The sequence below is a fragment of the Kitasatospora sp. NPDC054768 genome, from assembly GCF_053612025.1.
This window is the reverse complement of record NZ_JBSHBN010000148.1, coordinates 1-24,290: the sequence shown is the minus strand read 5'-3', so window position 1 is coordinate 24,290 and position 24,290 is coordinate 1. Positions and strand designations below refer to the sequence as shown.

22 protein-coding genes, 1 tRNA gene and 1 other RNA gene are annotated in these 24,290 nt (G+C 73.7%); 9 read left to right on the top strand and 15 right to left on the bottom strand.

All coding sequences use genetic code 11. The annotated features are described in order from the left end of the window. Positions 1-1,901: DNA polymerase III subunit gamma and tau (locus tag ACWGKU_RS32260; RefSeq protein WP_452191658.1), on the bottom strand; the 1,901-nt coding region annotated here is incomplete at its 3' end. Between the two features lie 67 nt (positions 1,902-1,968). After that, an RNA gene (gene ffs, locus ACWGKU_RS32255) (signal recognition particle sRNA small type) lies at positions 1,969-2,065 on the bottom strand. Positions 2,066-2,172: 107 nt separating this feature from the next. Between ffs and ACWGKU_RS32250 the strand changes: the two genes are divergently transcribed. Continuing rightward, a tRNA-Ser gene (locus ACWGKU_RS32250) sits at positions 2,173-2,257 on the top strand. A gap of 136 nt (positions 2,258-2,393) precedes the next feature. On the opposite strand, the gene ACWGKU_RS32245 is transcribed toward ACWGKU_RS32250, so the two are convergent. Then, positions 2,394-3,098, bottom strand: a complete 705-nt coding sequence (locus tag ACWGKU_RS32245) for a hypothetical protein (RefSeq protein ID WP_452180180.1) — start codon at positions 3,096-3,098, stop codon at positions 2,394-2,396. Between the two features lie 182 nt (positions 3,099-3,280). Here ACWGKU_RS32245 and ACWGKU_RS32240 point away from each other — a divergent pair, with 182 nt between their 5' ends. Next, positions 3,281-3,682, top strand: coding sequence for a VOC family protein (locus tag ACWGKU_RS32240; RefSeq protein ID WP_401043719.1), 402 nt, complete (start codon positions 3,281-3,283; stop codon positions 3,680-3,682). A gap of 10 nt (positions 3,683-3,692) precedes the next feature. Here ACWGKU_RS32240 and ACWGKU_RS32235 read toward each other — a convergent pair whose 3' ends face one another. Continuing rightward, entirely contained in the window at positions 3,693-4,463 is a 771-nt protein-coding gene (locus ACWGKU_RS32235) for a helix-turn-helix domain-containing protein (protein ID WP_452180179.1), read from the bottom strand. 165 nt (positions 4,464-4,628) lie between these two features. After that, the gene (locus ACWGKU_RS32230) at positions 4,629-6,143 is read right to left on the bottom strand and encodes an MFS transporter (RefSeq protein ID WP_401054477.1); all 1,515 of its coding nucleotides are present in this window, start codon (positions 6,141-6,143) and stop codon (positions 4,629-4,631) included. 353 nt (positions 6,144-6,496) lie between these two features. Here ACWGKU_RS32230 and ACWGKU_RS32225 point away from each other — a divergent pair, with 353 nt between their 5' ends. Continuing rightward, entirely contained in the window at positions 6,497-7,261 is a 765-nt protein-coding gene (locus tag ACWGKU_RS32225) for a TetR/AcrR family transcriptional regulator (protein WP_401054479.1), read from the top strand. 58 nt (positions 7,262-7,319) lie between these two features. Here the strand turns inward: ACWGKU_RS32225 and ACWGKU_RS32220 are convergent, their stop codons facing one another. Beyond that, positions 7,320-8,093: an isocitrate lyase/PEP mutase family protein gene (locus ACWGKU_RS32220; RefSeq protein ID WP_452180178.1), complete on the bottom strand. Its 774-nt coding sequence runs from the start codon at positions 8,091-8,093 to the stop codon at positions 7,320-7,322. Then, entirely contained in the window at positions 8,090-9,511 is a 1,422-nt protein-coding gene (locus ACWGKU_RS32215; RefSeq protein WP_452180177.1) for a hypothetical protein, read from the bottom strand. Before ACWGKU_RS32215 ends, ACWGKU_RS32220 begins: the two co-directional genes overlap by 4 nt. A 187-nt stretch (positions 9,512-9,698) precedes the next feature. Between ACWGKU_RS32215 and ACWGKU_RS32210 the strand changes: the two genes are divergently transcribed. Beyond that, entirely contained in the window at positions 9,699-10,400 is a 702-nt protein-coding gene (locus ACWGKU_RS32210) for an ArsR/SmtB family transcription factor (protein WP_452180176.1), read from the top strand. A 91-nt stretch (positions 10,401-10,491) separates the two neighbouring features. Here the strand turns inward: ACWGKU_RS32210 and ACWGKU_RS32205 are convergent, their stop codons facing one another. The 4 genes from ACWGKU_RS32205 to ACWGKU_RS32190 form a co-directional block, all read right to left on the bottom strand. Beyond that, entirely contained in the window at positions 10,492-10,995 is a 504-nt protein-coding gene (locus ACWGKU_RS32205) for a DinB family protein (RefSeq protein ID WP_401054201.1), read from the bottom strand. Positions 10,996-11,031: 36 nt separating this feature from the next. Then, positions 11,032-11,829, bottom strand: a complete 798-nt coding sequence (locus ACWGKU_RS32200) for a VOC family protein (RefSeq protein WP_401054199.1) — start codon at positions 11,827-11,829, stop codon at positions 11,032-11,034. Positions 11,830-11,956: 127 nt separating this feature from the next. After that, positions 11,957-14,395, bottom strand: a complete 2,439-nt coding sequence (locus ACWGKU_RS32195) for a terpene synthase family protein (RefSeq protein ID WP_452180175.1) — start codon at positions 14,393-14,395, stop codon at positions 11,957-11,959. Between the two features lie 237 nt (positions 14,396-14,632). Beyond that, a complete protein-coding gene (locus tag ACWGKU_RS32190; protein WP_380551875.1) occupies positions 14,633-14,980 on the bottom strand; it encodes a DoxX family protein in 348 nt (115 codons plus the stop codon). Between the two features lie 263 nt (positions 14,981-15,243). Here ACWGKU_RS32190 and ACWGKU_RS32185 point away from each other — a divergent pair, with 263 nt between their 5' ends. Continuing rightward, positions 15,244-15,888, top strand: a complete 645-nt coding sequence (locus ACWGKU_RS32185) for an HhH-GPD-type base excision DNA repair protein (protein ID WP_359905604.1) — start codon at positions 15,244-15,246, stop codon at positions 15,886-15,888. Positions 15,889-16,017: 129 nt separating this feature from the next. On the opposite strand, the gene ACWGKU_RS32180 is transcribed toward ACWGKU_RS32185, so the two are convergent. Then, complete coding sequence (locus ACWGKU_RS32180; RefSeq protein ID WP_452180183.1) at positions 16,018-17,496, bottom strand: MFS transporter; 1,479 nt, start codon at positions 17,494-17,496, stop codon at positions 16,018-16,020. Between the two features lie 133 nt (positions 17,497-17,629). Here ACWGKU_RS32180 and ACWGKU_RS32175 point away from each other — a divergent pair, with 133 nt between their 5' ends. Next, complete coding sequence (locus tag ACWGKU_RS32175) at positions 17,630-18,640, top strand: helix-turn-helix transcriptional regulator (RefSeq protein WP_452180174.1); 1,011 nt, start codon at positions 17,630-17,632, stop codon at positions 18,638-18,640. Here ACWGKU_RS32175 and ACWGKU_RS32170 read toward each other — a convergent pair. After that, entirely contained in the window at positions 18,637-19,533 is an 897-nt protein-coding gene (locus tag ACWGKU_RS32170) for a hypothetical protein (protein ID WP_452180173.1), read from the bottom strand. The genes ACWGKU_RS32175 and ACWGKU_RS32170 overlap by 4 nt on opposite strands. A gap of 3 nt (positions 19,534-19,536) precedes the next feature. Continuing rightward, on the bottom strand, positions 19,537-20,055 hold the full coding sequence (locus tag ACWGKU_RS32165; protein WP_401052304.1) for a YbhB/YbcL family Raf kinase inhibitor-like protein: 519 nt from the start codon (positions 20,053-20,055) through the stop codon (positions 19,537-19,539). A 97-nt stretch (positions 20,056-20,152) separates the two neighbouring features. Between ACWGKU_RS32165 and ACWGKU_RS32160 the strand changes: the two genes are divergently transcribed. Further along, positions 20,153-20,812 carry a rhomboid family intramembrane serine protease gene (locus tag ACWGKU_RS32160; protein ID WP_401052307.1) on the top strand — a complete coding sequence of 220 codons (660 nt, stop codon included), beginning with the start codon at positions 20,153-20,155 and terminating at the stop codon, positions 20,810-20,812. Positions 20,813-20,913: 101 nt separating this feature from the next. After that, complete coding sequence (locus ACWGKU_RS32155) at positions 20,914-22,080, top strand: hypothetical protein (RefSeq protein WP_401052309.1); 1,167 nt, start codon at positions 20,914-20,916, stop codon at positions 22,078-22,080. Between the two features lie 65 nt (positions 22,081-22,145). Here the strand turns inward: ACWGKU_RS32155 and ACWGKU_RS32150 are convergent, their stop codons facing one another. After that, the gene (locus ACWGKU_RS32150; RefSeq protein ID WP_401052311.1) at positions 22,146-23,714 is read right to left on the bottom strand and encodes a helicase HerA-like domain-containing protein; all 1,569 of its coding nucleotides are present in this window, start codon (positions 23,712-23,714) and stop codon (positions 22,146-22,148) included. 192 nt (positions 23,715-23,906) lie between these two features. On the opposite strand from ACWGKU_RS32150, the gene ACWGKU_RS32145 reads away from it, so the two are divergent. Continuing rightward, a complete protein-coding gene (locus ACWGKU_RS32145; protein ID WP_030061387.1) occupies positions 23,907-24,203 on the top strand; it encodes a type II toxin-antitoxin system VapB family antitoxin in 297 nt (98 codons plus the stop codon). Positions 24,204-24,290: the final 87 nt, after the last annotated feature.

Sequence of the window (24,290 nt, the reverse complement as noted above, 5' to 3'; positions counted from 1 at the left end):
GCCGGGCGCGCCGGGGCTCCCCAGCCCCCGCCGCCCTGGGCGCCGCCGCTCGGCGCCCCGCCGCCCGGGCCGCCGGCACCGCCGGACGGGTCGACGATGCACTCGATCCGCCAGTCCACACCCAGCGCCTCGGCCAGCGCGGCGCGCAGCACGTCGTCGCTGTTGCTGCCGACGAAGCTGTCCCGGGCACCGGCGTTGATGAAGGACACCTGGAGCACGCTGCCGTCGAACCCGGCCACCTGGCCGTTCTGGCTGAGCAGGATCCAGGTGAAGCGGCGGCGGTTCTTCACCGCCTCCAGGATCTGCGGCCACAGCTGCCGCACCTGCGCGGCGCCCTGCTGCGCGGACGCCGACGGCTGCCCGCCGGAAGCCGCCGCCGGGGCGGGGGCCGGAGCGGGCACGGGAGCGGGAGCCGCCTGGGCCGGGGCCGCCTGCGCCTGCGGCTGCGCCGCGGGGGGCGTCGCCGGAGCCGCGGCGGGGGCGCCACCGGCGGGCGGGAAGCTGCGCGGGATCGGCCAGGCACCCGGCGCCGACCCGGCGGGGGCGGCGGGCGGCGCGGCCTGCACGGGCGGCGCGGCCGGGACGGGAGCGGCCTGCACCGGGGGCCCGGCCGGGACGGGCGCCACCGGCACCTCGCCCACCGGGACGGCCGCCGCCGGCGCAACCGCCATCGGGCCAACCGACGCCGGGGCCGTCATCGGCATGCCCACCGGGGCCGCCATCGGCGCGGCGAACCCGCCCGCCGCCGCCCGTCGCTCCAGCTTGTCCAGCCGTGCCTGCAGCGACAGCTCGTCGCTGTAGGCGCCCGGCAGCATCACCCGGGCGCAGATCAGCTCCAGCTGCAGCCGGGGCGCCGCGTTGCCGCGCATCTCGGTCAGCCCGGTGTTGACGATGTCGGCGGCCCGGCTCAGCTCGGCCGCGCCGAACGCGTCCGCCTGGGCCTGCATCACCGCGATCCGGTCGGCCGGGGCGTCGATCAGCCCCTTCTCCCCGGCGTCCGGCACGGTGGCGAGGATCACCAGGTCGCGCAGCCGCTCCAGCAGGTCGGTGACGAAGCGGCGCGGGTCGTGCCCGCCCTCGACCACCCGGTCGATCACCTGGAACACCGTCGCCCCGTCGTGCGCGGCGAAGGCGTCCACGACCTCGTCCAGCAGCGCGGAGTCGGTGTAGCCGAGCAGCGACGTGGCCATCTGGTACGTGACGCCGCCCTCGGCGGCCCCGGCCAGCAGCTGGTCCATCACCGACATCGAGTCACGCACCGACCCGGCACCCGCCCGCACCACCAGGGGGAACACGGTGTCCTCGACCTGGATCCCCTCCCGGCCGCACACCTCCGCCAGGTAGTCGCGCAGCGTGCCGGGCGGGACCAGCCGGAACGGGTAGTGGTGCGTCCGGGACCGGATCGTCCCGATCACCTTCTCCGGCTCGGTGGTCGCGAAGATGAACTTGAGGTGCTCCGGCGGCTCCTCGACGACCTTGAGCAGCGCGTTGAAGCCGGCCGAGGTCACCATGTGCGCCTCGTCCAGGATGAAGATCTTGTACCGGCTGTGCACCGGCGCGAAGAACGCCCGCTCGCGCAGCTCGCGCGCGTCGTCCACACCACCGTGCGAGGCGGCGTCGATCTCGATCACGTCGATCGACCCGGGCCCGCCGGTCGCGAGGTCCCGGCAGGACTGGCACTCCCCGCAGGGCGTCGGCGTCGGCCCCTGTTCACAGTTGAGGCAACGGGCCAGGATGCGCGCGCTCGTCGTCTTTCCACAGCCACGCGGCCCACTGAACAGGTACGCGTGGTTGACCCTGTTGTTGCGCAGGGCCTGCTGGAGCGGAGCGGTCACGTGCTCCTGCCCGATGACCTCCGCGAAGGTCTCGGGGCGGTAGCGGCGGTACAGGGCTAGGGACACACCCCCGACGATATCGGGACGGACCGACAAACGCGTCGCCGCTCACCCCTCACCCCGGCCCCGGGAACGCAAAGACCCCCCGTGCACCCGCCAGAGCCCTCCTACCCTTGCTGCCTTCCGGCCCTGGGGGGGTTCAGAGAGATGACGCCACACGAGGGGCTGACCCCCACAGTACCGGATCCCGGCCCCGACGATCCACAGGCCACCCCATCCCTCCGCCTGCGGGACAGGTGGTCGCGACCACCCCGAAACATGTACTAAGCTCTCCCACGGAGGATTCGCCTAGAGGCCTAGGGCGCACGCTTGGAAAGCGTGTTGGGGGCAACCCCTCACGAGTTCGAATCTCGTATCCTCCGCCTTCACGAAGGCCCCGACCGGTTCACCGGTCGGGGCCTTCGTCGTTCCCGGCGCCGTCGGCGGTCTCGGGGCGGGGTTTTCGCGTTGCCCGGGCCCTTCTGCGGCTCCTGGTTGGGACGCGGGCGGCACGGCGGGCTACTGGAGGATGTTGATCGCGCGGGCGATCACCAGGGCTCCGACCGCCAGTGAGACGGCGGCTTGGGCCATCATCAGCGCCTTGGCCCACCTCCGGATCGCGGAGACGTCGGTCGGGCTGAAGGCCGTGGCCGTCCAGAAGGACAGCGAGAGGTAGTCCGCGAAGACCGGCACCCAGTCGGGCGGTGCGTGGTGCGGGTACTGCATCTCCGGGAAGACGAACGCGGGGTCGGCGAACGGACGGTACGCCCGTGCGGCCGCCCCGCCCCGGTCCAGGTCCCAGTACCAGAGCGCGAACGCGATGACATTGGTCGCCCAGACCACGCCGCCGGTCGCCAGCAGGCCGGTGGCGTTGTTGGCGTAGATCGTGTTGCCGGTCAGGATGTCGGCCACCAGCCGCCCGGCGGCGAACAGGTTCGCCAGCGTCACGAACGCGATCACCAGGTCGGTGACCACGCGCAGCCACCGCCGGCGGCGGTCGATGCGACCGGGGTCACCGACGACCAGCACGGCGAGCAGGACGAGCAGGACCGCCGGCAGCGCCCACGGGGGGCTCTCCCGATAGGTCTCGGGAAGCAGGACGTGCAGCAGGGCGGTGGTCAGCACCGCGGAGACGACCGGCCACCATCGTTCTCCGGCCCGGGCGGGGGCCGTGCCGGGCGATGGGTGCTCGGGTGGCGTTCCCGAGGAGTCCGGTGTGGGCATGACCCATTCTGATCCGGCGCCGCGACCCGCGCGGGGACCGCGCGCGTCGGGGTGTCGGTGCCGCTTCGTGGCGGGCCCGCGCGGGCGGACCGGGCGGGCGGACCGGGCGGGCGGACCGGGCGGGCCCCGGGTGTCCGATTCGTTCAAGACCGGGGGCGTGGGGGGTGTCTAGCGTGGCAGGCATGAACAGCACATCTGCACCGCAGTTCGCCTTCGTCGGGCTGGCCGTTTCGGACATGGCCGCCTCGGTCGCCTTCTACCGGAGGTTGGGGGTGGAGTTTCCGGCAGGGGTCGAGGGGGAGCCGCACGTCGAGGGCACGTTGCCGGGAGGGCCGCTGCTGGTGCTCGACGCCGAGGCCACCATCCGGTCGTTCCATCCCGCGTGGCAGCCGCCGAGCGGCGGTACGCGCACCGCGCTGGCGTTCCGCTGCGCGAGTCCCGCGCAGGTGGACGCGGTGTACGAGGAGTTGACCGGCGCCGGGTACCACGGGGAGCTGAAGCCCTGGGACGCCTTCTGGGGGCAGCGGTACGCCGTGGTGCACGACCCGGACGGCAACGGGGTGGATCTGCTCGCGCCGCTGTAGGGGAAGGAGGCTAGGGGAGCAGTAGCGCGGTCACCGGCATGCCCGTCAACTCCCGTACGTCGCGGGACAGGTGGGCTTGGTCCGCGTAGCCGGCCCGGGCGGCCGTGTCGGCCAGTGGGACGCCGGCGCGGGCGAGGGCCAGGGCGCGTTGCATGCGCAGGATCCGGGCGAGGGTCTTGGGGCCGTAGCCGAAGGCGGTCAGGGAGCGGCGGTGAAGTTGGCGCGCGCCGAGGCCGACCGTCCCGGCCGTCGCGGCGACGGACCGTCCGGCGGCGAGCGAGGCGGCCACCGCGCGGATGAGCGGGTCCTCGGGCGGCGCCTCGGCCGCCAGGCGCAGCGCGAGGGCTTCCAGTGCGGCGGCCGGGTCGGGGGCCGCGTCGATGCGTTCGGTGAGGTGCCGGACCTCGGCGGCGGGCCGCAGGTCGGCCAACTCGACGCGGCGGTCACGGAGTTCGTGGGCCGGGACGCCGAGCAGGGCGGGGGCGGCACCGGGGCGGAAGCGCACGCCGACCCATGGGCCGCGCGGTCCGGGCCCGGGGCGGAAGGCGTGGGTGTCCGGTCCGGCGACCAGCAGCCGGCCTTCCGTCCACAGCAGGTCCATGCAGCCGTCGGGCAGGACGGCCCCGGCCAAGGCATCGCCCGTACGTCCGGCATCCGCACCTGTACGTCCGGCATCCGCGCCCGTGCGTCCGGCATCTGTACGGCCGAGGGCCTGCTTCGTCCATACGACCGCGCCGGGCAGCCGGGACGCGCGCTCCAGGTACGGGGAGGACGGGTCCATGACGCGAGGCTACGCGCCCCGGGAGGCGAGCGCGCGGGCGTCGATGGGCCCCGCCCCCCCCGCCGGCCCCGGCCAAGGCCCCCCGAGGGGGAGCCACACCCCCACGGCCAGGGGGACCCGAGCACCCCCCCCCGCGCCCGGCCGGGGCCATCGGCCCGGAGGGGGTCAGCCGACCCGCTCGGCCGTGGGCTCCGTCGGGACCCCGGCCGTCCCGTCGGCGGTCTTCCGGCCGTCGCGCATCAGTACCAGGGTGAGCGCCGCGGCCGCGACGACCGCGATGCCGCCCACCGTGAAGGTGGTGGAGGTGGCGGTGTTGAACGCCTCCCGGGCGGCCGCGACCAGTCCGCCGTCCCCGGTGGAGCCGCCCAGCGCGAGCGCGCCGGTGATGTCGTGGCGGGCGGCGGCGGGGGCCGCGTCGGGCATCGCACCGGTGTAGGTGCTGGAGAGCACGGTGCCGAGGATGGCCACGCCGAGCGCCGCGCCGGACTGCTGGATGGTGTCGTTGAGCGCGGAGCCGACGCCGGCGTGCTCGCTCGGGATGGCGCCCATGAGCGCGTTGGCGGCGGCCGGCATGCCGAGGCCGGAGCCGACGCCGAGCACCAGCATGGCGAGGGCGACCTTGGTGAAGCCGTCGCCGACCGTGAGGGTGGCCAGCAGCCCGAAGCCGCCCGCGATGATCAGCATGCCGATCGAGGTGAGCACCCGCGCCGGGACCTTCTTGCCGAGCACCGCGCCGAGCGCGTTGAACACCAGCGAGGCGATGGCCAGCGGGATGAAGGCGAGGCCGGTGTCGGTGGGCGAGAACTCCAGCACGAACTGGAGGTACTGGGTGAGGACCAGCATCAGCCCGCCGGTGGCGAAGGTCAGCAGGACGAGCGAGAAGCTGGCGCCGGTGAAGACCCGGTTGCGGAACAGGTTGAGCGGGACCATCGGCGAGTCGGTGCGGACCTGCCGGACGGCGAAGCCGGTCAGCGAGGCCACCGCGAGCAGGAGCGCGCCGAGGGTGCTCGCGCTGGTGAAGCCGTCCCGGGGCAGCACGATGATCGACCAGACCAGCGCCGTCATGCCGACCATCGACAGCACCATGCCCGGCAGGTCGGGTCGGCGCCACGGTCCCTTGGACTCCGGCATCAGCAGCACCGCGGCGATGATGGCGACCGCCGCGATCGGCACGTTGAGCAGGAAGACCGCGCCCCACCAGAAGTGCGCGATCAGCGCGCCGCCCAGCACCGGACCGCCGACCAGGCCGATCATGGCCACGGCGGTCCAGGCGGCGATCGCCTTCGGGCGCTCCTCGTCGTCGAAGACGGTGATCAGGATGGAGAGCGTGCTCGGCATGACCAGTGCGCCGCCGACGCCCATCAGGACGCGCCCGGCGATCAGTTCACCGGAGCTGCCGGCGTAGGCCGCGACCAGTGAGGCCGCGCCGAACAACGCGAGTCCGACGATCATCACCTTCCGCCGTCCGAAGCGGTCGGAGAGGCTGCCCGAGGTGAGCAGCAGGCCGGCGAAGACCAGGATGTACGAGTCGATGATCCACTGGATGTCCTGCGCCCCGGCCTTGAGGTCCTCCGCGATCGGCGGGATGGAGACCGTGAGCACCATGTTGTCGATCACCAGCACCAGGCTGCTGAGACAGAGCACGACCAGAATGAGCCAGCGCTGCGGATGACGTTGCACGGCGTTTTCCCCCTTTGAACTTCTCGCGTCGAACCCGGGTTTGAACTTCTCGCTGCGAACCCGGGCTTCGGGCTTCGGGCTTCGGGCTTTGGGCTTTGGAATGAGCGCGCGAGCCGTGGCCGTGGCCGGCCGGAGCCGCGCGGAAGTCGTCGCGGGCACACCGCCCTCCGTCCCCAGGGGTACGGTGTGCGCCGCTCCGAACACTGTACGGACACCGCACACTGTTCGCAATGCCGTACATCGTTCGACCTCCGCACACCGTTCGTGGCGCCGTACACTGTTCGCAGCAACCTGTGGCAAGCTGCGCCGCACCGGACCGGGTCCGGCGATCGACGACTGGCGAGGAGGGCCCGATGGCGGCCAAATCAGAGGACGGCACGACCCCGGGCATCCCCCTGCCGTGGAACCGCCCCCAGCGACGGCGGGAGCAGCCCTCCCTCAGCCGCGAGCAGATCGTCGCCGAGGCCTTCGCGCTGCTGGATTCCGACGGCATCGATGCGCTGAGCATGCGCAAGCTCGCCGCCCGGCTGAACGCCGGCGCGACCTCGCTCTACACCCACGTCGCCAACAAGGAGGAACTGCTCGCCCTGGTCGTCGACCAGGTCTTCGGCACCCTCCCGCAGCCGGAGGCCGAGGGCTCCGAGGACCCGAAGGTCTGGCGCACGAAGGTCATGGAGACCGCCGAGAGCATGCGCGCGACCATCATTCGCTACCCGTGGATGGTCTCGGTGATCGGCGACGTCGGGATGATCTACCTCGGCCCCAACTGGATGCGGCTCTCCGAGGCCCTGCTGACCGTCCTGGAAACGGCCGGCTTCGAGATCGGCGAGGCGAACGACGCGATGAGCGCCGTGATGGGCTACACCATCGGAACCGCCTGCGTGGAGGCCGCCTGGGTGAGCTCGCTGGCCCGCAGCGGCCACGACGAGCAGGAGTGGATGAACCGGCTCCTGCCCGCCGTCACCGAGGCCACCAAGGAGTTCCCGCGGCTGCACCGGCTGTACACCACCGAGGTTCCGGACGAGATCGCGGCGGGCCGGGACAGCAGCTTCGCCCGGGGCGTCAACGTCATCCTGGACGGGATCGAGGCGGCCTGGACCACCCGCCAGCAGGGCTGAGGGCGCCGGCCCCTGGGGCGCCGGTCCAGGGCCGCCCGTGACCGCTCCCCGGAGACGCTCAACTCCCGCTGAGGGCCTGCACCTCCGCGTACCCCGGCACCGGACCGACCGGCTCGCCCGCCGCGACGGCCGCCGCCGTGGCCACCGCCGCCGCCAGTGCCGCGCGGTACAGCAGCGAGCCCAGGCTGACCCGGGCCACCCCGAGCGCGGCCAGCTCGGCGAGGCCCGGGCCGGCCGGCGTCCAGAGGATGTTCAGCGGGACGGAGAGCGCGCCGACCAGCCGGCCGATGGCCGCCGGATCGGCCGGCCCGGGGACGAACACGCCGTCCGCGCCCGCCTGCTGGTAGGCGTCCAGGCGCCGGAGTGCCCCCGCCTCGGGGGCGTCCTGCCCGCACCAGTAGGTGTCGGTGCGGGCGTTGACGAATAGCTCCGGCACGGCCGCCTTCACCGCCGCGATCTTGGCGGCATGGCGGTCGACGGGGGTCAGCGAACCGTCCGCCCGACCGTCCTCCAGGTTGATGCCGACCGCTCCGGCCTTCGCCAACTCCACGGCCAGTTCGGCGACTTCGTCCGGATCGTCGCTGAACCCGGACTCCGCGTCGACGCTGAGCAGGAAGCCGACCCGCCCGAGCCGGCGCGCCAGCCGTACGGTCTCCGCGCGGGTGGCGGCGGCACCGTCGGGCAGGCCGGCGACGGCCGCCACGCCCAGGCTGGTGGTGCCGATCGCGGGGTGTCCCTGGGCGGCGAGGGCGACGGCCGAGGCGTGGTCCCAGGCGTTGGGGAGCAGCAGCGGACGGCCGGGGAGGTGATGCAGGGCGGCGAAGGGGGTCATCGGGCCGTCTCCGTCGGGTCGTTCGCCGGGGTGCCGGTCGCGTTCGCCGGGGTGCCGGTCGCACCCTCCGGGTGGTCGGTCGCACCCGCGGGGCTGCCGAGCGCGCCGACCGAGTCCGCGTAGTAGTACCCGGCCCCGGAGACGTGCCGGACGATCTGCCGGAAGCTCCAGCCCGTCCCCGGCGAGTCGTCCAGCCGCTCGTCCGGCAGTGCGGTGATCCGCCGGGACCAGATCCCGGCCAGCCGGGTCAGTCGGCTGCGGGCCTCGTCCAGGTCGGCGGTGGTGAACGGGGCCAGGTCGGCCGGGGTGGTGACACCGGAGGCGTGCCAGTGGTCGGGCTCGGTCGGCTCACCGACCACCCGGGCCTCCACCTCGGCGAGGTGGTCGACGAGATGGTCGGCGATACGGCGAACAGCCTTGTGCGGCGTGTAGGTTCGGCCGTCGGCGTTGAGGATCGGGCGACCGTCCCAGTCCGTCCAACCGGCCGCCAGGACAAGCACGCTCTCGACCATCTCCGGTACCAGGGAGGCAAGTTCGGCCTTCCCTCGATCCGGCGCGGGCGGCATGTCCGGCGCCCCAGTGTCCGCCGGATCGGAGGCGCCGTACAGGATGCCCTCGGCGATGACGAGGGCCTGCGAGCGGCCCGGGCAGCTCCGGGGCGGGGCGCCGAAGGTGAGCGCGACGCCCTCCGGCGCCCCGGACTGGGCCGCCGCGATGTCGAGCAGGACCCGCGTCCCGGCCGGTACCGCGACCCCGCCGACCTCGGTCGCCAGGGCGGCGAGCCGACGCATCGTCCGGACCGGCGGGTCCGCGCGCAGCACGCCGGCCAATCCGTCCTCGTGCCGGCGGGCGCCCTCGACCAGCGCGGCGGTGGCGTCGCAGGCCTGGACGAGCAGGCCGATCCGGTTCGCGGCCGTCTCCTCGTCCCGGTCCCCCGCCGCGTCGTCCCGGCCCCCCATCGCGGGCAGCAGCCGGGCCACCGCCGCGTCCGCCGCCGGGTCGGCCACCGCCGGATCGTCCGACGCGTCGGCGAAGTACGCCCGGGACACCGTCGCGACATCCCGCGCCACGGCCTCCGGGTCGGCCAGGCCGAGTTCCGCCGCGAGCACCCGGACGACCCGCAGCCGGACGTCGGACTCGAAGCCGGCGGCCGCGGCCACCCGTAGCCGGTCCGGGTCCAGCCGCTGCAGGTCCGCCAGCACCAGCGCCCGGCGCCGGGCGTGCGGCTCGCCGGAACTGAACCGGGCGACGGCGGACCGCAGCCAGGCCACCGTGCCGGGGGCGGCGCCGGGCGCTCCGGGCACGGCCGGCCCGGCGGGCGGCGGGACCAGCGCCGGGTCGGCCAGCGCCGCCGTCACGTCGTCGTAGCGGGAGAAGGTCATCGTCGCGGGGCCGGAGACCACCGTGGTTTCGCTCATGCCGTCATCGTGGCCCCGGGTCGTTTCGGCCCCGGCCGAACCGTGCGGGGGCGACCCTGGAGGCATGTTCCCGGCTCCGCTCCCCCACGCGGCCCCGCCGCCGCGACCGCCCCGGCCCCCGTGCGCCGCTCCGCCCCGGTACGCGACTCGGCGCCCGCCCGCTCCCCCGTGCCCCGACCATGGAGGCATGACGCTCGCCGCCTTCGCCGCCCTGCTCGCCGACCCCACCCGCGCCGCCATCTGCACGGCGCTGCTCGACGGTCGCGCCTGGACCGCCGGTGAGCTGGCCCGCCACGCGCGCGTGGCGCCGTCCACGGCCAGCGAGCACCTGTCCCGGCTGATCGCGGGCGGGCTGCTGGCCGAAGAACGACAGGGCCGGCACCGGTACGTCCGGCTGGCCACGCCCGCGGTGGCCACGCTGATCGAGGACCTCACCGCCTTCGCCGAGTCCGGCCCCGGCCCCGGCCCCGCGACCGCGCCGCGCAACCTGACCGAGGCCACCCGGCTGAGTGCCGAGGCCCGGGCCCGTACCTGCTACGACCACCTGGCCGGACGCCTCGGCGTGGCCGTGTCGGACGCGCTGTTCGCCCGCGGCCTGGTCACCGAGGAGGGCGGGCTGGCCGTCACCGGGCACGGCCGGGACTGGCTGGCCGCGCAGACGATCGAGCTGCCGCCGCGCGCGGGCCACCGGGGCGGACGCCCGGTCGTGCGCGGGTGCCTGGACTGGACGGAACGCCGCACCCACCTGGGCGGGGCGCTCGGCGCGGCACTCTGCCGGGCCGCCCTGGACCGCGCCTGGGTGGAACGGATCGGCTCCGGCCGGGCCCTTCGGGTCACCCCGGACGGCAACCGGGCGCTGCGCGAACTCCTCGGCGTGGAGCTGCCCTGACGGCCGTCCCCGGCGCCGCTCGACGTGCCGGGCGAACCGCCGCTCGACGTGCCGGGCGAACCGCCGCTCGACGTGCCGGGCGAACCGCCGCTCAGCCCATCGACTTCGCCCCGTCCAGCGACTCCCGGATGATGTCCGCGTGTCCGGCGTGCTGCGCGGTCTCGGCGATCAGGTGCAGCAGCACCCGCCGGGCCGACCAGGCCGTGCCCGGCGGGAACCAGGGCGCGGGCGGCAGCTCGTGGGCGAGGTCGAGGGCGGGCAGGGTCCGGACCAGCTCGTCCGTCCCGCGCGCCGTCCGCTCGTACTCGGCGAGCAGCCCGGCCAGGGTGTCGCCTTCCGCCATCCGGAACTGGGCCGCCCAGGCGTCCGGGTCGGCGGCGCCCCCGTCCCCGCGCCGCATCGCCTCCGCGCCGCCGGTCATGAACCGCGCCCAGCGCGCCTCGACCGCCGCCACGTGCTTGATCAGGCCGCCGAGGCACAGCTCGCTGACCGTGGTGCGCTCGGCCGCCTGCGCGTCGGTGAGGTCCCGTACGGTGCGCCGCAGCAGTTCGCGGTGCTTGTCCAGCGTTTCGACGAGTTCCTCGCGCTCACCCATCGGCCACCCCTGCCGCTCGTCGTCCCGTCGGACGCATCAGACGTCCACCGTCTCCGGCTGCTCCCCTACCCGCCGACCGACGTCGATCAACCCGAAGGCCGCCCCCTGCGGGTCGCCGACCGCCGCGAACCGGCCGAACGGGCTGTCCATCGGCCCGAAGTACACCTTGCCGCCGCGGGCCGTCAGCCGGCCGATCGCGGCGTCGGTGTCGTCCACCGCGAAGTAGACGCTGATGTACGAGGGTGCCTCGGGCGGCAGGAACTCCCCCTCCGCGCCCATCCGGCCCAGCACCGGCCGGTCGTCGACCTGGAACATCCGGTAGTCGAAGTCCCCACCCGCCATCTTCTTCACGCCGAACGGGAAGACCTCCGGGAAGAAGGCGTCCGCCTTCGCGGGCTCGCGGGTCACCAGCTCGGCCCAGGTGTAGGCGCCGGGCTCGCCCTGCTTCTCGAAGCCCTCGTGCCGGCCGGCCTGCCAGACGCCGAACACCACTCCGGCCGGGTCCTTGGCGATCACCATCGTGCCGAGGTCGCCGACCTGCATCGGCCCCATGACCACCTCGCCGCCGTTGGCGCGGATCCGCGTCGCGGTGGCACCGGCGTCCGGCGAGGCCAGGTAGAGGCACCAGGCGGACTGGGCCTCCGCGCCCGGCATCGGCGGCACGATCGCGGCGACGGCCCTGCCGTCCGAGTAGGCCTGGGTGTAGTTCCCGAACTCCGACGAGCTCTCGCCGAAGGTCCAGCCCAACACGTCGCCGTAGAAGGCCTTCGCGCCCTCCAGGTCGGTGAACATCGCGTCGGCCCAACAGGGTGTGCCCTCAGGTAGCGCAGCCATCTCTCTGCCCTCGTGTGTGGCGAAAGTGCGCGCGCCGGGGGGCGCACGCCGGCCCCCGGTTCGCCAGCCTAGCCACGATGCGGCGCACCCGCGCGGGCTGGACCCGCGCGGGTGCGACCCGTCGACGTCAGCCGCCCGCCGACAGGCGCAGCGAGGCCGTCCCCAGGCCGGTCGGACCGAGCGGCACCGGCGGCACCGAGGGCGGCGGGACCGTCGGAACCGGCGCGGCGGCCGCCCGACGGGCCTGCGAGGCCTCCACCAGGTCCCGCTCGGCGCCGAAGTGCCGCTCCAGGTCGGCCGTGGCGTACCGGAGGCAGCCCTCGTGCCAGTTCAGGATGCCCGCGAGCCAGTTCTCCAGCTCCCCCACGTACCCGTCGAGCATCTCCCTGGCCGCCTGCTCCAGCCCGAAGTCCTCGTACATGACCGGGAGTTCCTTCTGCACCACGTGCTGGAACTGGCCCAGCCGCGAGTGCATCAGGTCGTCGACGATCCGGACCGCCGACTCGTAGTCGCAACCGAAGAAGTTCTGCACCACCAGGACGGCGTTGTGCAGCTCGCCCTCGTACTCGACCTCCTTCTGGTACGAGAAGAGGTCGTTCATCATGCACGCGTAGTCCATCGCCGAGTTCTCCAGCGCGCGCATCGAGCCGTGGTCGTACACCTCCGGCGGCACGGTCTGCCCGTGGCCGAGGCGGGAGAGGCTCGTGGTGAGCTCGGAGCCGAAGGTGGAGCGGCGCATCTCCAGGTAGTCCACCGGGTCGGGGATCCGGTTCTGGATCTGGTTGCTCAGCTCCCAGATCCAGCTGTCCAGCATCGCCTCGACCGCCACCCGGAAGCGGCCCCTGGCCTCGACGGTCATCGGGCCGGCGGTGCGCTCCCAGAGGTCGGCGAGGCCGCGCTCCAGCGCGTTGACGGGCTCCGGCGCGGGGGTGCCGTCCACCGGCATGAGAAGGGACAGCCGCGCGTTGGTGACCTTGGCGCCACCCAGGTCGCGGGTGTGCCCGAAGGCCCGGGGGTAGTAGTCGTCGGCCCAGGTGCCCCAGGCCAACCAGGCCGAGGAGATGTCGAGTTGGTCGGCCGTGGCATCCGGCTGGAGGCCGGCCGCGCAGAGCGGGAGGTCGTAGTCTCGCATCGACTCGGCGTCCCAGATGCCGGAGCCGGGAACGCCCGGCACCGCCGCCAGCAGTCCCATCCGCTCGGCCCACTCGATCACGCGCTCCCGGGCGCCGTCCAGGTGCGGGCTCAGCCGGAGCTCGAACGGAAGCTTGAACTCGGGCAGCAGGGACGGCCCCACGGCCTGGTACGGCACGTGGCCGTGCGACCGCGCCCGCCGCACGGCCGGGCCCGCCGCACCCTTGGCCGCCGGCGTCGAGCCCCCCTCCGCCACGGCCGCCGTGGCCCCGGCGGCCGTGCTGCGCAGGATGTCCAGCGCCGAGGTCCCGATGCCGCCGATCGCATACTGGTCCCACCAGTTGCCGCCCCCGGGCCCACCCGGCAGGCCCGGCAGACCCACCGGTCCACCGCCCGAGCCGGGAGCGACCTCGCCACCGGACCCGCCCGAACCCGCGGCCGCCCCACCGCCGTTCATGTACCGACTGGACCGCAGGTGCCACTCGTGCCCGCCGGACTGCCAGTCCTGCAGGCCCTTGACGTACGCCGTCACCCGGGCGCGCCCCGCCGGGTCCAGCCCGGTCTCCGCGAACAGCACCGGCAGTTCGGTGAACACGGTGTTCTCGAACTGCTGGAGCCGCGAGGTGAGCAGGTCGTTGACCGCGTCCGCGGCCTCCTGGGTGGAGCACTCCAGGAACCGCTCCAGCACCAGGATGCCGTTGCTCAGCTCGCCCTCGTCCTCCACCTCCCGCTGGTACGAGAAGATGTCGTTGCGCAGGTGCACCCCGTCGGAGAAGGCGTCCATCAGCACCCGCAGCGCCCGCGAACCCGACACCTCCTTCGGCACCTCGGCGCCGGCCGCGTACTCGACCAGCTGCGCGGACCAGGGCGCGCCGCCGACCTTGCGGCGCATCTCGATGTACTCGACCGGGTTGGCCACCCGGCCCTCGTTGATGTTGGCGAGCTCCCACAGCGACTCGTTGAGCAGGTTCCGGGTGCTCTCGGCGAACCGGATCCGCCAGTCCTCGCCCATCGCCGGCACGGTGCGCCGCCACAGGTCGGCCAGGCCCGCCTCGACCGGGTTCTCCGGCTCGGGCAGCTCGGCGGCCGGGTCGGCCGGCATGAACAGCGGCAGCCGGTCGAGGTGGGCCTTGCCCGCACCGCGGTCGTTGGTGCGCTTGAACATGTCGAGGAAGTGGTCGTCGAAGAAGAAGACCCACACGTACCAGTCGGTGACCAGCGACAGCGCCTCGGCGGAGGTGTCGGGGTGGGTGTACGCGCAGAGCAGGCCGTAGTCGTGGGCTTCCAGGTCGGCCTGGTCCCAGATTCCGGATCCCTCCAGCATCCCCATCTCCCGGGCCCAGTCGGTGGAGTGGGCCCGTGCCTCGTCCAGATGGGGGTTGAGGCGTGCCGGGTGCGGCACGTAGAAGGACGGCAGTTCGAACGGCTGGGTCACGGCGGGCGAGCCTTTCTGGACGCGTCGATTGGACCAAGAATGACCCGTCGTCAGCTCGCCGCACCGGCACAACAGAAACAGTCATATGAAATGACTCGTTCCCCCCGTTCGAAGCCACCCGCCCAGCCGAGCGCCCTCCCCCACCACGCACGCCCCCATACCCGCCCCGCGCACTCCTCCCCCGTGCACGCCGCCCCCGGCAGGGCGGCGGGGCCCGGCGGGCCGGGCGGCCCCGGCTCAGGCCGCAAGGGCGAGGACGAGGGAGGCGGCGGCGGGCGCCATGTAGACGAGGGGGAAGGGGACGTGGGCGTAGGCGCGGGCGCGGAGGACGGTGATCACGGCGCCGAGGAAGTAGAGGATCACGCCGACCGCGGCCGCGTAGCCGACGGCCGGGACGGCGAGGCCAGCCAGCAGGCCGAGGGCGCCGGCCGCCTTGGCGACGCCGAGCCAGGTCCACCAGGCGCGCGGGACGCCGTAGTCGGCGAGCGGCTTCACGACGTACTCGGCGCCGGCGAAGACGGAGTAGGCCGAGAAGCCGACCATGAGGGCGGCGAGGACGGTGACGACGGTGTGGGCGACGGACATCGGAGTGCTCCCATTCGACGGCTGTTCGGTTCGACACTCCCCTGACCCGGGGCATCCGCCGGATGTGACCGGCGCGGGCAAAAAATTGTCCGCGACACCCCGCCGCTACCCCTGGCAACCGCTCCGCCAACGAACAATGCAGCTCTGGCAAGGCCTTGAACAGAGACGACTTCCCCGGCTACGGGCGTGTTGATCCTGTACGCCAACGCCGCGTCCACCAGACTGGGCGCCGACCAGACGTCAACTCCGAGGAGGGCAAGCCCGTGAACGTCACCGTTCGGCTCGCACAACAGCCCGAGGCCGACGAACTGCTCGGACGGAGCGCGCTCGCCGCGCTCGTCGGCATGCTGCTGGACCAGCAGGTCCCGATGGAGTGGGCGTTCACCGGCCCGCTGACCATCGCGCAGCGCCTCGGCCACGACGACCTGGACGCCCACGAGATCGCCACCTACAACCCGGAGGAGTTCGTCGCGCTCCTCTCCGCGAAGCCCGCGGTGCACCGCTACCCGGCCGCGATGGCCAAACGGGTGCAGCAGCTCTGCCAGTTCCTCGTGGCGCAGTACGACGGCGACGCCGCGGCGCTGTGGAAGAACGTCCGCACCGGCAAGGAGCTGCTCAGCCGGCTCAACGCCCTGCCCGGCTTCGGCAAGCAGAAGTCGCAGATCTTCCTGGCCCTGCTCGGCAAGCAGTACGGGGTGCGGCCGGAGGGCTGGCGCGAGGCGGCCGGCGCGTACGGCGAGGAGGGTGCGCACCGCTCGGTCGCGGACATCACCGGCCCCGAATCCCTCACCCTGGTACGTGAGTTCAAGCAGGAGATGAAGCGCGTCGCGAAGGAGGCCAAGGCCGCCGCCAAGCCGCGCACCACCACCCGTACGACCGCCGCCCCCGCCCCGACCGGTGCGCGCTGACCGACGGCCCGGCCGCCCGTGCCAACGGTCGACCCACCCGGCCGACCGCGTCGGGGCCGGGCCCTCCCAGAGCGCGACGCGGGCCCCGGCCGCGCCGCGCGACCGGGGCCCGCGAACGGGAGCGCTCCGTCAGATCAGGACGGGCTCCCGCTCCTCGGCGGTGGAGCCGGCCACGGCCCCGGCCGCCTTGCGCCGCCGCGGCAGCGCGAACATCAGCAGGAAGACGGCGAGCAGCACCCCGGCGACCCACCACATCGCGTTCACGAAGGCCCCGCCGAACGCCGCCCCGACCGCCTCCGGCGCGACCACGTCGTCCATCGCCCCGAAGAAGGCCACCGACACCAGGCCGAGCCCGAGCGCGTTGCCCACCTGCTGCACGGTGTTGATCAGCCCGGACGCCGAACCGGCGTGCTCGCGCGGAACCTCCGCCAGCACCGCGTCGGTGATCGGCGCGACGATCAGACCCATCCCGAGTCCCATCACCACCAGCGGCAGCACCATCTGCCAGGTCGTGATCGCCGTCCCGTACCGGTCCGCCTCCCAGATGTAGACGAGGACGCCCGCCGCCATCACCAGCGCGCCGGTCTGCAGGACCTTCCGCCCGAACCGCGGAACCAGCTTCTGCACCGACAGTCCGGCCGCCGTGGAGACCGCGATCGAGAACGGGATGCCGGTCGCGCCGGCCTTGAGCGGGCTCCAGCCCAGCCCGACCTGCATGTAGAGGGTCCAGACCAGGAAGTAGATGCCGAGCGCCACGCCGAAGGCCAGCTGCACGCAGATGCCGGCCGCGAAGGACTTCACCCGGAACAGCGCCAGCTCCACCAGCGGCGAGCCGTCCCGCCGCGTCTTGACCTTCTCGTACACCACGAACAGCGCGAACACCGGCAGGCTCCCGGCCATCGACAGGTAGCCCCACAGCGGCCAGCCGGCCTCCCGGCCGTGCGTCAGCGGGTAGATCAGCATCAACAGGCCGAGGCTGGCCAGCGCCACGCCCACCAGGTCCAGCTTCAGCGCCTGGTCGGCCTTCGACTCGTCGATGAAGCGGCGGCCGAGCAGCAGGCCGGCGATGCCGACCGGCAGGTTGATCAGGAAGATCGGCCGCCAGGCCAGACCGAACAGGTCCCACTCGGTGAGCAGCGCACCGATCAGCGGACCGGAGACCGCGCCCAGCCCGACCACCGCGCCGAACAGGCCGAACACCTTGCCGCGCTCCTCCGCCGGGAAGGTCGCGTGGATGATCGACAGCACCTGCGGCACCATCAGCGCCGCCGTCCCGCCCTGGAGCAGCCGGGTCGCGACCAGCATCTCCGGGCCGGAGGCCAGCCCGCACAGCGCCGAGGCCAGCGTGAAGCCGCCGATCCCGATCAGGAACACCCGCTTGCGGCCGTGGATGTCGCCCAGCCGGCCGCCGGTGATCAGCCCGATCGCGAAGGCCAGCGCGTAGCCGCCGGTCACCCACTGGATGGCGCTGAAGGAGGCGCCGGTGTCCTGCTGGATGCTCGGGATGGCGATGTTGACGATGGTGACGTCCACCAGGTCCATGAAGGAGGCCACCATCACGATCGCCAGCGCGATCCACCTCCGCCGGTCCGCTGCCGCGGTGCTCATTGCGGTCTCCTCTTTTTTCTTCTTCACGTCCACGCCGCTCTTCTCCACGTCCACGCCGCTCTTCTCCACGTCCGCGACAGTAACGGCCGTATAGGTCAGAACCTGTCCCAGTTGGTCGGGCATGCTGGACGCCATGAGCGACACCTCGGCCCGGCTGCTGAGCCTCCTGTCCCTGCTCCAGACCCCGCGCGAGTGGCCCGGCAGCGAACTCGCCGAGCGGCTCGGCGTCAGCCCCCGCACCATCCGGCGCGACATCGACCGGCTGCGCGAGCTCGGCTACCCGGTGCGGGCCAGCATGGGCCCGGACGGCGGCTACCGGCTGGTCGCGGGCACGGCGATGCCCCCGCTGCTGCTGGACGACGAGGAGGCGGTGGCCATCGCGGTCGGGCTGCGCGCCGCGGCCGGGCACGCCGTGGTCGGCATCGAGGAGGCCTCCGTACGGGCGCTCGGCAAGCTGCTCCAGGTGCTGCCGGGCCGGCTGCGGCAGCGGGTCGGGACGCTCAACTCCGCCACCGTGCCGCTGCTCACCGGGGACGGCCCGACCGTCGACCCGGAGGACCTCACCGTGCTCGCCCGCGCCGTCACCGCCCGGGAGCGGCTGCGCTTCGGCTACCGGGCGTACGACGGGGCCGAGACCAGGCGGCAGGTCGAGCCCGAGCGGCTGGTCTCGGTCGGCCGCCGCTGGTACCTGGTGGGCTACGACCTGGACCGCGAGGACTGGCGGCTCTTCCGGGTCGACCGGCTGAGCGGCCCGGCCGCCACCGGCGTCCGCTTCACCCCGCGCCCGCTCCCCGCCGAGGACGCCGCCGCCTACGTGGCGGGCAAGCTGCACCGCCCGTCACCGAGCGGCACCGTGGTCGCCACCGTGCACGCCCCGGCCGAGCGGGTCCGCCGCGGCCTCCGGCCGGGCGACTCCGAGGTCGAGCCGATCGACGAGCACAGCTGCCGGCTCCGTTCCCGCAGCGACTCCCTGGAGTGGACGGCGATGCGGCTGCTCTCGCTGGACTGCGCCTTCGAGGTGCACGAGCCGCCCGCGCTGCGCGAGCACCTGCGCGAACTGGCGGCCCGCGCCGAGCACGCGGCGGGGGCGCCGGACCGGGGCGGTCCGGACCCGTCCCAGGGCCGACGCCAGGGCCCTTCCTAGACCTCGACCCGGTACCAGCCGTTGCCGGACCTGAACCACAGCACGCCGTCCCGGCCGTAGGCACGGCGGCGGTCGAGCTCGCCGGGCACGTCCGGCCTGCGCTTCCCGGTCTGCTTCCACTGCTTGCCGACCAGCAGGTGCCAGGTCAGTTCCCCGCCCGGGGACAGGAAGACGCCCTCCCGGGCGCGGACCGCGAAGCCGACCGGCGTCCGGACCGGGCACGGCACCGTGGACGAGGTCCCGTCGGCCGCCTCGATCCGGGTGAGGTAGCTGCCCGAGGAGCCCGGGTACCAGGCCAGCCAGGCGTACCGCCCCTCGGTCGCTCCGGCCAGGCCCTCCAGGGGGTACCCGGGCAGGTCCTTCCGGTGGTCCGGGCTCCACACCACCCGGCCGTGGGTGTCGGCGCCCCGGAGTCCCGCGCAGGACATCGGGTGGTCGCCGTAGATGCCCTCGTCCCCGTAGGCCATCCAGATCCGGCCGTCCCGGTCGGTCACCAACACGGGCGTGTCGTCGCCGAGGAGGAGTTCCCGGCCGGGGGTCCCGTCGGGGCCGTACACGAAGCCGTTGGGCCGCCACTCCTCCCCGTCCTGCTCGGCCCGGGCCTCGACCAGCAGCAGCCGGCCGCCCGGCAGCAGCGCCAGGTGGTCCGGCGAGCAGTCGACCCCGGACAGCGGCACCCGCCACTCGCCGCGGGGGCCCATCACGACCACCTCGGCCTCGTACGGGAACCGGACCTCCGGCCAGGACCCGGCCGGTGCCGTGTACTGCTCCGGCACCACCAGGACGGCCAGTTCCCCGTCCGGCCCCACCGTCCAGGTCACGGCCCGGCGGCCGGCCTTCCACTCCTCCTCGGGCAGCCGCCAGACCTCGACCGGGCGATCGGATATCGCCAAGGGTCAGACCCCGTACTCGGCGGTCAGCAGCGCCCGGCCCAGGGTGTGGAAGGTGAGGTTGAAGCCCACCTGGGCGGGCGGGGTGTCGGCGGCGACGTCCAGCTTCTCGACGTCCAGCGCGTGCACCGCGAAGACGTAGCGGTGCGGGGCGCCGGGCGGCGGGGCGGCGCCGTCGTACTGGTTGCCCGGGAAGTCGTTGCGGCCGTGGAAGGAGGCCTCGCCGGGCAGGGCGGCATCGGAGGAGCCGGCGCCGCGCGGCAGCCCGGTGGTGTCGGCGGGCAGGCCGAGGGCGAGCCAGTGCCACCAGCCGGAGCCGGTCGGCGCGTCCGGGTCGTAGCAGGTGACCGCGATGCTCCGGGTGCCCTCCGGCAGGCCCGACCAGGCCAGCTGCGGCGAGAGGTTGCCGCCGGCGTGGATGAACTCCCGGCCCAGCGTGGCGCCTTCGGTGATGTCCTGGCTGCTCAGCGGGAAGGACGGCACCTGCGGAAGGAACTCGTACGGCAGCGGCGCGCGCTTGCTCATGGGCTGGTCACCTCTCACGGTCGGATCTCACGGTCGGAACGACACGAGTCACTGTAATGGGGTGCACGTACGCTTCCGGCGCCCCTAGAGTCGGGGCATGGCCGCCAAACTCGTCCAGTTGTTCGCCGACTCCCGCCGCGCGCTGCTCACCATGCTCGGCATCCAGGCCGTCATCTGGTCGGTGCAGGTGCTCAACTGGCTGGACGACTACGGGCTGTCGCGGGAGTTCGGCCTGCGCACGGAGCAGGTCGGGGACCTCCCGGAGATGTTCACCTCGCCGTTCCTGCACTTCAGTTGGAGCCACATCGAGGCCAACTCCTGGCCGCTGTTCGTGCTCGGCTTCCTGTCCGCCTACCGGGGTATGAAGAAGTTCCTGCTGGCCAGCCTGGTGATCGCGGTGTCCGGCGGGCTGCTGGTCTGGCTGCTGGAGAGCCCGAACACGGTGACGGCCGGCGCGAGCGGCATGGTCTACGGCTACCTCGGCTACGTGGTGCTGCGCGGGCTCCTGGACCGCAACGTGCTGGACGCGGTGGTCGGCGTCGTCGTCGCGGTGGTCTACTCGACCATCCTGATCGGGGTCCTGCCCGTCACCCCGGGCGTCAGCTGGCTGGGCCACCTCGGCGGGCTGATCGGCGGACTGGCCGCCGCCGTCCTGCTCCGCGACCGGCCGGCCGCGAAGCCCGCCGCGCCGCAGGGGACCGCCCCGACCAGCCCCGGATCCGCCCTGCTCAAGCAGCTGGACGAGCTCGGCCTGTAGGACGTGTCCGACGATTCCCATCCCGACCATCAGGTATAGACCAATCCCACCCCTGCGGCTAGCGTGGACGGCTCACCCTCCCCCAGCTCCGGAGCCGCACCGTGGAGTCGTCCGTCCTCGCCTTCGCCACCGACCTGCTCGACGAGGGCGCCGACACCTTCTTCGGCAACCTCACCGACCGCGCCGGGGTCGGCGGCGTCACCCTCGCCTCGGTCTACCACGAGGCCCGCGACGTCTTCCCGCACAACCCCCGCCGGGTGGTCCGCTACCTGGAGCCGGGCGCGGCGTACTTCCACCCCGACCCGGCCGCCTGGCGGGGCCGCCGGCTGACCCCCGTGCCGTCCACCGCGATCGGCGACCGCGACCCCTTCGCCGAGGCCGCCGAGGAGGCCCGCCGCCGCGGGCTGAAGCTGCACGCCTGGACGGTCTTCTGCCACAACGACCGGCTCGGCTTCACCCACCCCGACTGCGCCCCGGCCAACGCCTTCGGCGACCGCCACCTCACCGAACTCTGCCCGGCGAACCCGGAGGTCCGGGAGTACGCGCTGACCCTGGTCGCCGAACTGGCCCGGTACGGCGTGGACGCGATCCGCGCCGAGTCCCTGCACTTCCACGGACTGCGCCACGGCTACCACCACGAGCGCTACTTCGAGGAGTTGGGCCCGACCGCCGAGGCCCTGCTCGGAGTCTGCTTCTGCCCGCACTGCCGCTCCGCCGCCACCCGCGCCGGGGTCCCGGCCGAGGCGGTGGCCGCGGCGGTCCGCGCCGAGCTGCGCCGCCGGCTGGCCGACGAGTCCGCCGCCGCCGAGCCCGCCGACCTGAGCACCCTCGCCGACGGCGCCTTCGCCGCCTACGTGGACGCCTCCGCCACCGCCGTCACCGCGCTGGCCGCCGACCTCGCCGAGCAGGCCCGCCGGCACGGCATGCGGCTGACCTTCATGGACGGCGGCGGCCCGGGCACGGGCTGGCTCGCCGGCATCGACCTGCCCGCCCTCGCCGGGGCCGTCGACCGGATCGAGACCCTCGGCTACGCGAGGACCCCGGAAGCGGTCCGGGAGAAGGTCGCCGCCTTCGCCCTGCACGGCGTCCGCCCGCAGTCCCTGGCGGTGATCCTGCGCCCGATGTCCTCCGACTGCGACGGCCCGGAGAACCTCGCCGCCAAGATCGCCATCCTGCGCGAACTCGGCGTCCCCGAGGTGGAGTTCTACAACTACGGCCTGATGCGGCTGTCCTCCCTGGACCGGATCGGCGCCGCACTCTCCGCCTGACCGCCGACGCCACGCCCCACCGACACCCGCGCCGCCCCACCGGCCGGCCGGCCCCGCCCGACCGGTCAGCGCCGCCGCTTGGACGTCCCGAACAGGCTGCGCGAGATCTCCTGCCCGAGCTGCTTCCCGGCCGAGCGCGCGAAGGACTTCACGGTCGGGTTGCTCAGCAGCGACCCGAGCAGCCCGCCCGCACCCTCCTTCTCCCTCGGCGCCTCCCGCCGCGGCGCCCGCTCGGCAGGCGTCGACGCCCCGGGCCCGGTGGGCGCCGCCCGGGGCCGCGGGGCACGCGCCGCCAGCTTCTCGTACGCCGACTCCCGGTCGATCGCGTCCCGGTAGCGCGCCGTCAGCGGCGAGGCGTCCACCACCGCCTGCAGGGCCGTCGCCCCGATCGGCCCCATCAGCGACTGCGGCGCCCGCAGCCTGGTCGCCGCGACCGGCGTCGGCGCGCCCTTCTCGGAGAGGACGGTGACCACGGCCTCGCCGGTGCCCAGCGAGGTCAGCACCGCGCCGAGGTCGTACGAGGAGCGCGGAAAGGTCGAGACGGTGGCCTTGAGCGCCTTGGCGTCGTCCGGGGTGAAGGCGCGCAGCGCGTGCTGCACCCGGTTGCCCAGCTGCGCCAGCACGTCGGACGGAACGTCCCGCGGCGTCTGGGTCACGAAGAAGATGCCGACGCCCTTGGAGCGGATCAGCCGCACGGTCTGGGTGATCGCCTCCAGGAAGGCCTTGGAGGCGCCCTTGAACAGCAGGTGCGCCTCGTCGAAGAAGAACACCAGCTTGGGCTTGTCGAGGTCGCCCACCTCGGGCAGCTCCTGGTAGAGGTCGGCGAGCAGCCACATCAGGAAGGTGGAGAACAGCCGCGGCCGGTCCTGCACGGCGGGCAGTTCCAGCACCGAGACGACGCCCCGGCCGTCCGGAGCGGTCCGCAGCAGCTCGGCGGTGTCGAACTCGGGCTCGCCGAAGAACGCCCCGGCCCCCTCGTTCTCCAGCACGGTGAGCGCGCGCAGGATGACCCCGGCGGTGGCCGCCGAGAGCCCGCCGATGGTCCGCAGCTCCTCCTTGCCCTCGGGCGAGGCGAGGAAGGCGATCACCGCGGTGAGGTCCTTGAGGTCGTAGAGCTCCAGGCCCTTGCCGTCGGCGTAGTGGAACACCAGGCTGAGCGAGGACTCCTGGGTCTCGTTCAGGTCGAGCACCTTGGCCAGCAGCAGCGGTCCGAAGCTGGTGACGGTGGCCCGGACCGGGATGCCGGCGCCCTGTCCGCCGAGCGAGTAGAACTCGGCCGGGCAGCCCTGCGGCGACCACCGCTGCCCCACTTCGGCGGCTCGGGCGCCGGTCCGCTCGCTCGGTGCCCCGGGCGCGGCGATGCCGGAGACGTCCCCTTTGATGTCGGCGAGGAACACCGGCACGCCCTGCCCGGAGAGCTGTTCGGCGATCAGCTGGAGGGTCTTGGTCTTCCCGGTGCCGGTGGCCCCGGCGACCAGCCCGTGCCGGTTGAGCACGCCCAGCGGGATGCGCACCTGGGCGTCCGGGTACGCGGTGCCGTCCAGCAGCACGGCGCCGAGGTCGAGGGCGGGACCGGTGAAGGCGTACCCGTCGGCGATCTCCCGGACGGCCGGCGGGGTGGGGTCGGAGGACATCGGTGCACACTCCTGAGCGGATCGGAACGCTTCGGAACGCTTCGGCATCGGCGCGGAACCCGATCGACACCGGGCGATGTTCGCGACATTTCCCATCAAACAGCTGCATTCGTCCATGCGCAGTTCACACCGGCGCGCGTGGCGGCGTCGCGGCTGCTGCGCCATCCGCCGTCCGAACGGTAGGCTTTCCGTGTGATCTTCAAGCGCATCGGCAATGGGCGGCCGTACCCGGATCACGGCCGGACGAGCACCCGCCAGTGGGCTGACGTCGCCCCGCGCCCGGTGCGGCTCGACCAGCTGGTGACCACCAAGGGCCAACTCGACCTCGAAACCCTTCTGGCCGAGGACTCGACGTTCTACGGGGACCTCTTCGCCCACGTGGTGAAGTGGCACGGCGACCTCTACCTGGAGGACGGCCTGCACCGGGCCGTCCGGGCCGCGTTGCAGCAGCGCCAGGTGCTGCACGCCCGCGTCCTCGAAATGGAGTGACGGACCCGGTCACCGGGCCGTCGGGCCGCCACGGGCTTTCCGGACCGCCCCCTCGCCATCCGGCGGAGGGCGGTCCGCGCGTACCCC